This is a genomic window from Nibrella viscosa, assembly GCF_039541875.1.
Lineage (GTDB): Bacteria > Bacteroidota > Bacteroidia > Cytophagales > Spirosomataceae > Nibrella > Nibrella viscosa.
Genome location: NZ_BAABHB010000006.1, coordinates 149506 through 162894, shown reverse-complemented (window position 1 = coordinate 162894; position 13389 = coordinate 149506). Strand labels below are relative to the sequence as shown.

13 protein-coding genes are annotated in these 13389 nt (G+C 51.8%); 5 read left to right on the top strand and 8 right to left on the bottom strand.

All coding sequences use genetic code 11. The annotated features are described in order from the left end of the window. Positions 1-42: 42 nt before the first annotated feature. Genes ABD931_RS16415 through ABD931_RS16395 form a run of 5 tightly spaced genes read left to right on the top strand, consistent with a single transcriptional unit; the run spans position 43 to position 5506 of the window. A complete protein-coding gene (locus ABD931_RS16415) occupies positions 43-1074 on the top strand; it encodes an ATP-grasp domain-containing protein (protein ID WP_345268902.1) in 1032 nt (343 codons plus the stop codon). 11 nt (positions 1075-1085) lie between these two features. Further along, entirely contained in the window at positions 1086-2186 is a 1101-nt protein-coding gene (locus ABD931_RS16410) for a carboxylate-amine ligase (RefSeq protein WP_345268901.1), read from the top strand. Positions 2187-2196: 10 nt separating this feature from the next. Further along, positions 2197-3078: a type 1 glutamine amidotransferase gene (locus ABD931_RS16405; RefSeq protein ID WP_345268900.1), complete on the top strand. Its 882-nt coding sequence runs from the start codon at positions 2197-2199 to the stop codon at positions 3076-3078. A 30-nt stretch (positions 3079-3108) separates the two neighbouring features. Further along, complete coding sequence (locus ABD931_RS16400; RefSeq protein WP_345268899.1) at positions 3109-4308, top strand: hypothetical protein; 1200 nt, start codon at positions 3109-3111, stop codon at positions 4306-4308. A gap of 1 nt (position 4309) precedes the next feature. Continuing rightward, on the top strand, positions 4310-5506 hold the full coding sequence (locus tag ABD931_RS16395; protein ID WP_345268898.1) for an aspartate aminotransferase family protein: 1197 nt from the start codon (positions 4310-4312) through the stop codon (positions 5504-5506). 71 nt (positions 5507-5577) lie between these two features. On the opposite strand, the gene trxA is transcribed toward ABD931_RS16395, so the two are convergent. From trxA to ABD931_RS16360, 8 genes are all read right to left on the bottom strand, one after another. Further along, positions 5578-5901, bottom strand: coding sequence for a thioredoxin (gene trxA / locus ABD931_RS16390; protein WP_345268896.1), 324 nt, complete (start codon positions 5899-5901; stop codon positions 5578-5580). Positions 5902-6010: 109 nt separating this feature from the next. After that, positions 6011-6910: a carbon-nitrogen hydrolase family protein gene (locus ABD931_RS16385; RefSeq protein WP_345268895.1), complete on the bottom strand. Its 900-nt coding sequence runs from the start codon at positions 6908-6910 to the stop codon at positions 6011-6013. A gap of 77 nt (positions 6911-6987) precedes the next feature. After that, entirely contained in the window at positions 6988-7593 is a 606-nt protein-coding gene (locus ABD931_RS16380; protein WP_345268894.1) for a GNAT family N-acetyltransferase, read from the bottom strand. Between the two features lie 3 nt (positions 7594-7596). Further along, on the bottom strand, positions 7597-7995 hold the full coding sequence (locus ABD931_RS16375) for a nuclear transport factor 2 family protein (RefSeq protein WP_345268893.1): 399 nt from the start codon (positions 7993-7995) through the stop codon (positions 7597-7599). Positions 7996-8167: 172 nt separating this feature from the next. Next, positions 8168-11803, bottom strand: a complete 3636-nt coding sequence (gene dnaE / locus ABD931_RS16370; protein ID WP_345268892.1) for a DNA polymerase III subunit alpha — start codon at positions 11801-11803, stop codon at positions 8168-8170. A gap of 127 nt (positions 11804-11930) precedes the next feature. Continuing rightward, positions 11931-12572, bottom strand: coding sequence for a nucleotidyl transferase AbiEii/AbiGii toxin family protein (locus ABD931_RS16365; RefSeq protein ID WP_345268891.1), 642 nt, complete (start codon positions 12570-12572; stop codon positions 11931-11933). Then, positions 12502-12798, bottom strand: a complete 297-nt coding sequence (locus ABD931_RS29380; RefSeq protein WP_440590446.1) for a DUF6922 domain-containing protein — start codon at positions 12796-12798, stop codon at positions 12502-12504. The genes ABD931_RS16365 and ABD931_RS29380 overlap by 71 nt, the downstream gene beginning before the upstream one ends. A 323-nt stretch (positions 12799-13121) precedes the next feature. Beyond that, on the bottom strand, positions 13122-13382 hold the full coding sequence (locus ABD931_RS16360) for a hypothetical protein (protein ID WP_345268890.1): 261 nt from the start codon (positions 13380-13382) through the stop codon (positions 13122-13124). Between the last annotated feature and the right edge of the window lie 7 nt (positions 13383-13389).

Below are 13389 nucleotides of genomic sequence, written 5' to 3'. Positions count from 1 at the left end.
CATCATTAATCAGCTCAATTTAGCTCATAATCACTTCTCACTATGAAGAAAATAGGAATCCTTTTCGGGCAGGAAAACACCTTCCCCCAGGCGTTTGTCGACCGCATCAACGAGAAAAAACAAAAGGATATAATCGCCGAATTTGTTAGCATTCCGCAGGTAGAACAAGCCGTGGCCACGGATTACGCCGTAATCATCGACCGCATTTCGCAGGATGTTCCGTTTTACCGCGCTTACCTGAAAAATGCTGCCATTTGCGGCACCGCCGTCATCAACAATCCGTTCTGGTGGAGCGCCGACGAAAAATTCTTCAATAACGCCGTGGCCGTGCAGGTGGGCGTACCGGTACCCAAAACGGTGCTGCTGCCCTCGAAAGACCGGCCGGACGATACCAATGAAAAATCGTTCCGCAACCTGCAGATGATGAACTGGGACGCTATTTTCCAGCATATCGGTTTTCCGGCATTTATGAAGCCCCATGCCGGCGGAGGCTGGAAACACGTCTATAAACTGCATAATGCCGAGGAATTTTTCCGGGCCTACGGCGAGACCAATCAGTTGGTAATGCTGTTTCAGGAGGCCATTGACTTCGACGATTACTTCCGGTGCTACTGCATCGGCGGCAAAGAGGTCCGGATTATGCCGTATGAGCCCCGCAACCCGCACCACCTTCGCTACGTGTCAGAAACCAAAGCGACCGGACCAGCCGCCAAAAAGCTGCTGGCGACGGTGAAAGATTACGTGATCAAGCTAAACCAGGCGCTCGGCTACGATTTCAACACGGTGGAGTTTGCCGTGCGCGACGGTATTCCGTACGCCATTGACTTCGGCAACCCGGCACCCGATGCCGATGTGTATTCGGTAGGTCAGGAGAACTTCGACTGGGTAGTGGAGACGGCCGCCAACTACGCCATTGAGCGGGCCAGAGCGCATAAACCCGGCCAGAGCAACCTCACCTGGGGTACGTTTATCCGGCACTCGGCGCAGGGGCAGGGCTTAGCACCGGCCGCAACACAGACCAATGCCGCCGACCCGGCCAAACCCAAATCCAAAAAGAAAACAACTGCCTCCTAACCGCTGCCTGTATGCCTGTTTTCACCTTAGGAATTGAAGAGGAGTTTCAGACGATCGACCCGGAGACGCGTGAACTGCGTTCCCATATGTCTAAAATCGTGGAGGGTGGTGAAATCATTCTCCAGGAGCGTGTAAAAGCCGAAATGCACCAGGCCGTAGTGGAGGTCGGCACCAACATCTGCCACAATATTCAGGAAGCCCGTCAGGAGGTGACCTATCTGCGCAAGATGATCCTGGATCTGGCCGATAAACAGAACCTGCAACTTGCGGCCGCCGGTACGCACCCTATCTCCGACTGGCAGGCGCAGCTTATCACCCCCAACGAACGCTACGATAAGCTGATCGACGAGATGCGCGATGTGGCCCGCTCCAACCTGATTTTCGGCCTGCACGTACACGTGGGCATCGAAAGCCGGAACGAGGGCGTTCAGATTATGAATGCCGTGCGGTATTTCCTGCCGCATATTTATGCCTTATCGACCAACTCACCGTTCTGGTGCGGCCGCAATACCGGTTTTAAATCGTACCGCTCCAAAGTATTCGATAAGTTTCCGCGAACGGGTATCCCCGACTTTTTCTCCTCAGCTTCGGAGTATGATGAGTACATCAACCTGCTGGTGAAAACGGGGTGTATCGATAACGGTAAGAAAATCTGGTGGGACATCCGCCTGCACCCGTTCTTCGACACCATCGAGTTCCGGATCTGCGACGTGCCCATGCGGGTCGACGAAACCATCTGCCTGGCCGCGCTGATGCAGGCGCTGGTGGCGAAAATTCACAAGCTGCACCGCCAGAACCTGAACTTCCGCCCCTACCGCCGGATTCTGATCAACGAGAACAAATGGCGGGCTGCCCGCTACGGCATCGAAGCCAAGCTGATCGACTTCGGTAAACAGCAGGAAGTGCCGTACCACCACCTGGCGCAGGAGCTGCTCGATTTTGTGGATGATGTGGTTGATGACCTCGGCAGCCGCGAGGAAGTGGAGTACCTGAACAAGATCCTGGAAATGGGAACGGGGGCCGACCGGCAGCTCAGTGTGTTCAATCAAACGCAGGACCTGACTAAAGTAGTGGACTACATTGTCCAGGAAACTTCTTTCGGACTGAGGTAGTTACCCTTGTATGAAGCCAATAAAAATCGCCGTTCTGGACATGTACAACAACGTTCCCAACGAGGGAATGCGTTGTATTCTGCAACTGATCCGGAGGGTAGAAGGCAAGGGACATTATACCCTGACCTTCCACGTATTTAACGTTCGGGCTAATAACGAGCTGCCCAGTCTGGATTACGACATCTTTATCTCGACGGGCGGACCGGGTAGCCCCCTGCCCTCCGACGAGCCCTGGGAAACCCGGTACTTCGACCTGATCGACCGGATTTTTCACCATAACCGCTGTCACGAGCAGAAAAAATATCTGTTTCTGATTTGCCACTCGTTTCAACTGGTGGCCCGGCATCTGGGTATCGGTACTGTCAGCAAGCGGAAGTCGACCTCGTTCGGTATTTTTCCGATGCACAAGACCGATGAAGGAACTGCGGAGCCTTTTTTCCAGTCGTTGCCGGAGCCGTTCTACGCGGTCGACTCCCGGGATTATCAACTGACAGAGCCTGATTTTGACCGGATCGACGAAATCGGGGCTAAGATTTTATGTCTGGAAAAGATCCGGCCACACGTCAACCTGGAACGAGCCGTGATGGCGGTTCGCTTCTCCGACGAAATCTTCGGTACGCAGTTTCACCCGGAAGCGGATGGCGAGGGTATGCTGCGGTACTTTATGACCGACGAGAAGAAGAATCAGATCATCGAAAACTACAGCGAAGAAAAGTACTACGATATGGTGCATTCGTTGCAGGACCCGAATAAGATTGAACTGACTGAGTCGGTGGTGCTGCCGACATTTTTGCGGCACGCGATTGAAGCGCTGAAAGCCCATCCCGACGAGACCCGCGTGACCCGGATTGAACCCATTATGAAGCTGGAAGACAAGCGGCACTTTGCCTGATTGTCGGTATCATTCATTTGTTACAAGAACATGATTGCAACTGTTCGTGACGCATACAATCAAGCCTTTAGCCCGGAGCAATACCGGGCTTTTTTAAACGCTGTTGAGGCCGACCTGCCTGGCCAGTTGGACTTCCGCCTTGCCGAGACGCCGGTCTTTGTACCCGCTGTGCTGAAGGAAAAACTCCTGGCTGCCTGCGAGGATATTGTGGATGTACTCACCCGCGAGGATTACAGGGAGCTGACGGACCGGGCTATTCCTGCACATCAGTTTGTGCCGAACGAAGACGAGCATCCGGCTTTTCTGGCGATTGACTTTGCCGTCTGCCGCGACGAGAACGGCGAACTTACCCCGCAATTGATCGAACTGCAGGGTTTTCCGTCGCTGTTCGGCTTTCAGCCGTACATCTCAGAAATGTACCGGAAGTTTTTCCCTATTCCGGAAGACTTCACCCACTTATTCAACGTCGACAGTAACCAGACGTACCTGGAGCACCTGCGCCGGCGAATTGTGGGCTTGTGTGATCCGGAGGAGGTTATTCTGCTGGAAATTTATCCGGAGAAACAGAAAACCCGCATCGATTTTGAACTGACGAAGCGATACCTGGGCGTGGAGCCGGTCTGCCTGACCAAAATCCGGAAAAATGGCCGGCAGCTCTACTACGAGAAGGACGGTCGGCAGATTCACATAAAAAAAATATACAACCGGCTGATATTTGACGAACTGGAGCACATGCCGGATTTGCAGACTGATTTTACGCTGACGGATGATGTGGATGTAGAATGGATCGGGCACCCGAACTGGTTTTTCCGCATCAGCAAGTTTACCCTGCCGCTGATCGACAGCCCGTACGCGCCGGCCAGTTATTACCTGCACACGCTCACGGAATACCCGGAAGACCTGAGCCAGTTTGTGCTGAAGCCGCTCTATTCGTTTGCCGGCAGTGGCGTCAAGCTCAACATTACCCCCGCCGACCTGGATGCCATTCCGGAAGCGGAACGGCCTAATTACCTGCTTCAGCGCAAAGTGCAGTATACGCCCGTGGTGCTGGCGACTGACGGCAGCCTGATCAAGTGCGAAATCAGACTGCTGTTTATCTGGCACCGTAGAGACCCCCGCCCATTGCTGCTGACCAACCTCTGCCGCCTGAGCCGGGGCGAAATGATTGGCGTCCGCTTCAACCAGGACTTCGACTGGGTCGGCGGCTCTATCTGCTATTTTGAACCCTAAGATGGAATCACTGACTCATCGACAACTTTTTTTTCAGCATCTCGCCCAGACCTCAGACTTCCCGCTGGCGCTGGAAATTGACCGGGCCGAGGGCGTTTACCTATACGGCACGGATGAGCAGCAATATATTGATCTGATCTCGGGCATTGGCGTCAGCAATGTGGGTCACCGGCATCCCAATGTGGTTGGGGCTATTCAGCAGCAGTTGGACAAATACATGCATCTGATGGTGTACGGCGAATTTGTGCAAAGCCCGCAGGTGCAACTGGCGCATGCCTTAGCGCAGACGCTCCCCTCCACCCTGAGTAATGTTTATTTCACCAACTCCGGAACGGAAGCCATTGAGGGAGCCATGAAACTGGCCAAGCGGTATACCGGCCGCACTGAACTGATTTCCTGTTTCAATTCGTATCACGGCTCTACGCAGGGAGCCCTGTCGCTAGGCAGCAGCGAAGACTTCAAGCGCAACTACCGCCCCCTCCTGCCCGACATCCGGCATATTCAGCACGGTAACCACGAGGATCTGGAACTGATTACCAGTCGTACAGCCGCCGTAATTATGGAAGTTATTCAGGGCGAAGCCGGAGTCCGGGTGCCGGAGACAGCCTACCTGCAGGCGGTTCGCCGGCGGTGTTCAGATGTAGGTGCGTTGCTGATTTTTGACGAAATACAAACCGGATTCGGTCGCACGGGTACCTTCTGGGCGTTTGAGGGATACGGGGTGGTGCCGGATGTGGTGGTCTGCGCCAAAGGCATGGGGGGCGGTATGCCTATCGGGGCCTTTATCAGTTCGCCGGCGGTAATGGGCGTTTTCAGGAACAACCCCCTTCTGGGGCACATCACCACCTTTGGCGGGCATCCGGTGAGTTGTGCCGCTTCACTGGCTACGCTACAGACCATCCAGGAGGAGCATTTGCACGAAGCCGCCGAAGCGAAAGGTCAGTTATTTCGGCAACTGCTGGTTCATCCAGCCATTAAGAACATACGGGGTAAAGGGCTGATGCTGGCAGCAGAATTTGAGTCATTCGAGATACTCAAGCCTATTATCGACCGGGCCATTGATCGGGGGCAGGCCGGCTGCGGGGTCATAACTGACTGGTTTCTGTTCTGCAACAATTCCATGCGCATAGCCCCGCCCTTAATTATTACCGAACCGCAAATACGTCAGGCCTGTGCAGTTATTCTGGAGGCAATTTAAGACGACGTACGTACTTAAACCAAAAGGCCAGACGTTTAAGCCTGGCCTTTTGCATTTATCAGTAACGTATTTTATAACGCAGCTTTCAGTTTCTGCTCCAAAACGGTCTTGGGCACGGCACCAATCACTTTATCGACCATCTGACCGTTCTTAAAAACCATCAACGTTGGGATACTGCGGATGCCAAACTGCATGGGGATACGGGCGTTCTGGTCAACGTCCATTTTAGCAACCACAGCCTGCCCATCGTACTCGTCGGCAAGTTGCTCTACTACCGGGCCAATCATCTTACAGGGACCGCACCATTCGGCCCAGAAGTCTACCAGTACGGGTTTATCGGAATTAATTAAATCGTTGAAGTTCGCGTCGGTTGCTTCAATAGCTCTTGATGCCATAACAAAACAAGTTTAAATGTTGCAGATCAAATTCTCTTCCATAAACCCGTTCGGGCCGATTAAGTTCCAAAACGTATGATGACCTTTTGAAAGGCAAAACCCTGTCTGATTAAACCTGCCGCTTAACGACCTCGACCTTCTCATGCAGGAAGCCCGACATCAGCCGCTGGCTGTCTTTAAAGTTAAAGACCTGCCCTTCGGTCCGGACGGCTTCAATCTTCGTCATGTCGAGGGTATGCGTCAGCCAGCCTTCCATTTGGGGTGTTTCAGCCGTCAGGATTCCCTCTTCCGGTAAATTGCTGTCGGGCGTGCAGTACATGGCCGCAAAGCCGTAGTTGATATCCACCGCCGGTGACCAGAGCGCGTTGCCGACGGTCTGCGAAATAATGGTATAGGCCTGATTTTCCAGCGCTCTGGCTCTGGCACCCACATGCACCCGCGTAGCGCCCCGAATAGTTTCGGTACAACTGGGGGCCAGAATAACCGATGCCCCGGCGGCACTCAAGAGTTGAGACCCCAGTGCAAACTCAATATCGTAACAAATCTGAATGCCAAAGCTGCCCCATTCCGCTTCAAAGACCGACAGTGTTTTGGGTGCACTGCGAATGCCCCACACTTCATCCTCAAACCGGGTCATGAAGAATTTATCCTGGTAGCCTGCCAGCCCTTTCGGCGAAAACACATAGGCTCGGTTAACGATATTCCCCTCTTCAGCAACCGGCAGACTGGGTGCCACAATGATGACACCACACTGCCTGGCCAGTTCAGCAAACACCCCGATGAAATCGGCACGCAGCACGTGCAGTTCCTGCACCTGCCACCGAATATCATCCCGCACCTCAGGCGAAAACAGGCTCACCAGTTCCATCGAACCATATTCCGGAAACAGCAACAATTGTGCCTTCTGATTAACAGCCTCCTCCACCCATTGGGTGATGTGCGTACGCCAGTTGGCGAAACTGGTATGCTCCGTTATAGGATATTGAGCAGTGGCAACGGTTACGTTCATAGCTAATTTAAAGAGTGAATGAGTGAACGAGCGAGGATATCACCGGATCGGCACCACTCTTTCGCTCTTTCGCTCATTCACTCTTTGAGTTTCTTCGTCCAAAATAACATCGACTTCGGCGAAGCCGTATCTTCGCCAATATCCGGCCAGGTCAGCGTAGCTTTTAGGGCTGGTTCTTTGCGGTAGCCCCGTTTCAGCCAGAACCCATCGTTCGGCCGGTAGTTGGCCGGTCTGGCCGGATGATCGTCCGGCCGATCGACCGAACAGAAACACGCCAGGGTGTACGCGTGAAAACTACGGGCGAAGGCTTCCCGTTCATCGAAAAAACGGTGCCCTATTCCCTGCCCGCGAAACTCGGGCAGCAGCAGACTCTCGCCGAAGTAAAAAATGGTAGTGAGATCGTATGGGGCTCGTTCGAACGGTTGCCGAATCTCCAGCATTTCGTCGACCAGCGGGAGGCCCGTGGTAGCCCCGACCATCTGCTGACCGTGATACACGGCAAATAAAAAGGAACGCTCCGACTGCGTATACGGCTTCAGGTAGTCCTTCTCATAGTCGAAAGACCCATCATAGAGATACGGAAAATCACGGAACACCCGAATGCGCAAAGCCGCCAGATCATCCACCACTTGCCCAATCTCTTCCCCGACTTTTGTAAGATAAATTAATGACTCCTGAGGCATTCGTTAGGAAACCCGTTTAATCCAGAGTGGCAGGTTGTAATAGGTGGTCACCCGGCTGATTTTTCCATCCGTCACTTCCAGAAAAGCAGCCGCCGGCAACACATACCGCTGGCCATTTGCTTTGGGCAAGCCCTCTCCCCCTTGCTTATAAACACCATTGACCATAAACTCAACCGCTACTCGTTGGCCAGACGGCTCTATGAAGAACACCATATCTGTTAAAGTCTCTTCGTAGGACTCATCCATATGCCGAAGAAAGTCGGTGAACTTCTCAATGCCGATTCGCGGATCACCCTGGTTCGGTTCATGGCGTACTTCTGAATGCAGCAGGGCCAGCATACCCGACCAGTCTTTGTTGTTAAAAGCACTGTAATACTGTTGGACAAGTTCCAATGACGTCATTTGATTTAAAATCAGCAGGTAAGTTAAAACGTATTTGTAATGACATAGGATCGCTAATAATGCAACGCAAATCAACCGCTTTAGGTTTTCACTTGCTTGCTGCATAGGTTGAAAAACAAAGCCTCCGGAAGCCAGGAGCCGACTTCCGGAGGCAACGATAAGAACTATTTAGTTAGGCCACCTTACAACTTACCCCGTCAATCTGCTCCAATGCCCGCACCAGTTCGTTGGCCGGGCGGACTTTTACCGTGCGTGACAACAGGCTTACTTCCACGCGCTCATCGGGATCGGCAACGGTCAGGATCAGGGTGCAGTTGCCGGGGTAGGCTTTGGTCAGTTCACCCATGCGGGCGACTACCTGCTCATTGAGGTAGCCCAGTTCCAGCGTAACCCGCAGTTCTTTGCAGAATTTATCGCGCATTTCGCTGAGCAGCCGGATGCTGGTCGGCTTAAACTCCAGCGCATCCGAGTTCCAGCGATTCTGGGTCTTGCCCGTTACGTGCAGAAAACGGCCCATTTCGACATATTGCCCCATCCGGACAAAGTCTTCGCCGAACAAGGTCATCTCCAGCGACCCGTTGTAGTCTTCCAGCTTGAAGATCAGGAAAGGGTTACCATTGCGGGCAATTTTATTGATAACCGACGTAACAATACCACCGACCTTAATTTCCGGCGATTTGGATTCGTACACCTGGTCGAGCTGACAGTTGCAGAAGGCGTCCATCTCAATGCGGAACTCATCCAGCGGGTGACCGGTGATGTAAAAGCCGACGACTTCTTTTTCAAACTTCAGCTTTTCAATCTGATTCCACGGCGGTACCGTCGGCGCTTTGGGGCGGGAAATTTCCATGACCCCGCCGACCATCGAGCCAAACAGGGAGTTCTGGGCTGCGGCTTTATCCTGGTGGTAGTTGTTGGCGTAGCGAATCAGCTTTTCCAGGAACGACGAGGTTTCGCCGGCCGGTATATCAAAGTACTGCGCCCGGTGGTACTCATCCAGGGCATCAAACCCACCGGCATAGGCCAGCGATTCGAGCGTTTTCTTGTTTACGGTGCGCAGGTTAACCCGAATCATGAAATCGAAGACATCTTTAAACGGCCCATTACTCGTACGCTCGTCAATAATGGCTTCAACGGCGGCATCACCCGCTCCTTTGATCCCCGCCAGACCGAAGCGGATTTCGCCTTTTTTGTTTACCCCAAACACCCGCTCCGATTCATTCACATCGGGGCCCAGCACCGGAATACCCAGGTTCTTACACTCTTCGAGGAAGAAGGTAATCTTTTCGATGTTGCCCAGGCAGGAGGTCAATACGGCTGCCATGTACTCGGCCGGGTAGTAGGTTTTTAGGTAGGCCGTCTGGTAAGCGACAAACGCGTAGCAGGTCGAGTGCGACTTATTAAAGGCGTACGACGCAAAGGCTTCCCAGTCGGTCCAGACTTTTTCGCAGATTTTCAGGTTCAGCCCGTTGGCTTTGCAGCCATCCATAAACTTTCCCTTCATCTTATCGAGCACGTCTTTCTGCTTCTTACCCATCGCCTTCCGCAGCACGTCGGCATCGCCTTTGGTAAAGTTACCCAGCTTTTGCGACAGTAGCATCAACTGCTCCTGGTAAACCGTAATACCGTAGGTATCAGCCAGGTACTCCTCCATTTCGGGAAGGTCGTACTTTACCTCCTCGCGGCCGTGCTTCCGATTAATAAATGTCGGTATGTACTGAATTGGGCCGGGGCGGTACAAAGCGTTCATCGCAATCAGGTCTTCAAACCGGTCGGGCTTGAGGTCCTTCATGTATTTCTTCATCCCGTCGGATTCAAACTGGAAAATAGCGTTGGTTTCACCCCGCTGAAACAGCTCATACGCCTTCGGATCATCGAGCGGAATATCGTCGATGTCTGTTTCAACCCCGTTGACAAACAGCCCCCCGTGGTTCTGCTTCACCAGCCGCAGGCACTCCTTAATGATGGTGAGGTTTCGCAACCCCAGAAAGTCCATCTTAATAACCCCTGCATCTTCAATTACTTTCCCCTCATACTGGGTGATAATGAGGTTAGTATCTTTGGAGGTTGAAACGGGTACGATATTCGACAGGTCATCGGGGGCGATGATGATACCGGCCGCGTGAACCCCTGTGTTCCGGACGGTACCTTCCAGCCGGCGCGCCTGCTGAAGCACATTCTGCACCTTCTCGGTATCAATCAGCTTCATGGCCCGCCCTACACTCTGATCACCCGCTTCCAGAGCCCGCATTCGTTTCACATTTTCAACCTCTTCGGGCTGAATCAGATTGGACAGACCACCGGGGCCGTCAATGGGATCTTCAAAAATCCGCCGGAGCGTCATGTTGTACGTCGGCTTATCGGGCACAAGTTTGGCGAGTGCATTGGCGTCGTTGAGGGGCAGGTCCATTACCCGCGAGACATCCTTGATCGCCGATTTGGCGGCCATGGTACCGTAGGTCACAATGGCGGCTACCTGCTGTTTACCGTACTTCTGCACCACATAATCAATCACCTTCTGGCGCCCTTCATCGTCGAAGTCCGTATCAATATCGGGCATCGACTTTCGGTCGGGGTTCAGGAATCGTTCAAAGAGCAGGTCGTACTTAATCGGGTCTATATTGGTAATGCCGATGCAGTAGGCTACCGCCGAGCCCGCGGCCGAACCCCGCCCCGGCCCCACCATCACACCCAAATCGCGCCCGGCTTTGATAAAGTCGGCCACGATCAGGAAGTAGCCGGCAAACCCCATGGTTTTTATGGTAAAAAGCTCAAAATCAAGGCGCTCCTGTACGTGTGACTCAATTTCGCCGTACCGTTTCCGGGCTCCCTCAAACGTCAGGTGTTTCAGGTACTCCCACTGATTGGCAACATCGTCGTCGTGAATCTGAAACGCGTTGGGGATGGGGAAGTTAGGCAGCAGAATATCCCGTTTCAGTTTAAGCGTCTCCACCTTATCGACAATCTCGTTGGTATTGTCGATAGCCTGCGGCAGGTCGTGAAACAGGTTGCTCATCTCCTGGGTGTTCTTGAAATAGAACTGATCGGAGAAAAACGCAAACCGGGTATTTTTAGGCATTGCTTCGTCGTCGCTGAATTCCTTCATCGAGGGCGTGCTCTGCTTTTCGCCGGTGTTTACGCACAACAGAATATCGTGGGCCACCCAATCGTCGCGATCCACGTAGTGCGAATCATTCGACGCAATAATTTTTACATTGTACTTGGTAGCAAACTTAACCAGTACTTCGTTAGCTTTAATCTGATCGGGTATTTCGTGCCGCTGGAGTTCTACGTAATAATCGTCTCCAAACCGGTCGAGCCACCATTTAAACTCTTTTTCGCCCTCATCCTCCCCTTTTCTCAGAATCGTTTTGGGCACAATAGCCCCGATACAGCAGGTAGTGGCAATCAGACCCTCTTTGTATTTTTCAATCAGCGCTTTGGTAACCCTGGGGTATTTACCGTAGAGGCCTTCCATATAACCCAGCGAGCAGAGCTTAACCAGGTTTTTGTAGCCGGTTGGGTTCTTGGCGAGTAGCAGTTGGTGGTACCGAATATCTTTCTGCTCCTTGGTAAACTGCTTGCGGGTGTGGTCGTCTACCACGTAAAACTCGCAGCCAACAATGGGCTTGATGCCCTGCTTGGCGGCTTCGGCCACAAACTCAAACACCCCGAACATGTTGCCGTGGTCGGTAATGGCCACGGCGGGCATGTTGTCGGCTTTCGCTTTCTTGATGAGTTTCTTAATATCGGCCTGTCCGTCGAGCAGGGAATATTGGGTGTGGCAGTGGAGGTGGGAGAATTGCATATTCGCGAACTACTATTTACCGGATTAGAAGGATTACAAGGATCGTTCTATGGGTAAAAATAGGGGAATTCCCGGTGGGATGGAAGGGGGCTGGGGAGAAATTTATGTGTGCGTAAGTAAGGTCCTGCTACCCACGCACATACTGTCTGACGGCCAGGAGTACGTGCTGTCGGATTTGCTCCCAGGTTACTTTTCGCAAACTAATAGGATCCTCCTGCAGGTCTGCATCATCAAAATAGGTTAACGAACGAATGACATAACCAATATCGCTGTTAGTGTACTTTGATGAAAACCATTCCAGCATCTGCGCCAATGAAACGTGGTTTAGCAACTCGGCAATATCCCAGAAATCTTTCTTTGCACCCCGGTTACTTACAGCGCCGAGTTTCGTGGCACTGACATCCTCGATTGACCATAGCCTAATTTTATCCTGAATCTGAAATGCCTGAACAATAGGATAACGGTGCGCTATCAAATCTACTTTTACCCCATTAATATACAAACTAAGTGTATTCTGCGCTTCATCAGTTTTGACGAGTGTTGGATAGGCTGTTAAGATTGTTTCGTAAACGGCCGCTGTGTCAAAAGAACGATTCGTGAATAGATCAAGATCAACAGAAAGCCTGTGACCGAAACGTAAAGCCAGACTGGTTCTACCGGCCAATGCAAAGGAGTCTAAGAAAGCTGCTGTAAATATATCAGTAGTTCCAGCGTACCGGGCTGGACTGTTGCCGTGTGTAGCATTTAAACTGTTCAGGTCGTAGGTCAAAAATAGCGCAACAGAACGACAGCGTCTTCTTTTTCAGATAAACAGTTTGTAAAGCTTCCTCTTTGACGCGATCTGGCCCATAAAACCGTAAAAGCTCTTTTATGTCAGTCCATAGCCCGTAATTCAGCACCTTCTCGACTACAAATCGGGCGTTCCGTTCATAATCAATCTGCTGCATGTTAACATCCCAGAAAGGAACAGGCGAAAAAGCTGGAAGTTCTGCCATAATCATTGACTAAGACAATTTACTAAAAGTATTGTATTGGGGACAACAAAAAAATTCCGGTATTTTGGCCTGATGGGACAAGCGGTACATTTCCAGTAATTGTGTAGCTGAGTTAAGGATAGGCTGTTGAATGGGTATCAAAGCAAAACCCGGCAAATCCCGCCTGATCTGACGTAAGTCGGCAGCATTTAATGCTCCCTGTAAGAATTCCATTTAGATGATGGAATTTAAAAACAGATTGCTTTTACCCACAACGGTTACAAACTCAATCACTTCTTGTCGCCGGCGCGAATAATCAATTAGCAGACATGTATCGATAAGTATCATTGCCAGTCAGTATTGCGAAGCTGGCGGACATAATCGGCGGAGTCGTCGATATGCGTGTAAGGCCGAATGTCACTCTCCGGCTCGTGAATGCCATAGTCAATGATCGTGCGGAGTGCCAAAGGATCAAGTTTACCCTGTGTTGTCTTACCCGGTCCCTCAGTATCTTTATACTCTTCAAAGGGTATGTGTAGCTGCTGAAAAAGTTGCTCCAGCATAGTCTTTTGTTCATCTGAAACAGATACAATCAGGGTAGTCATAGGCTAA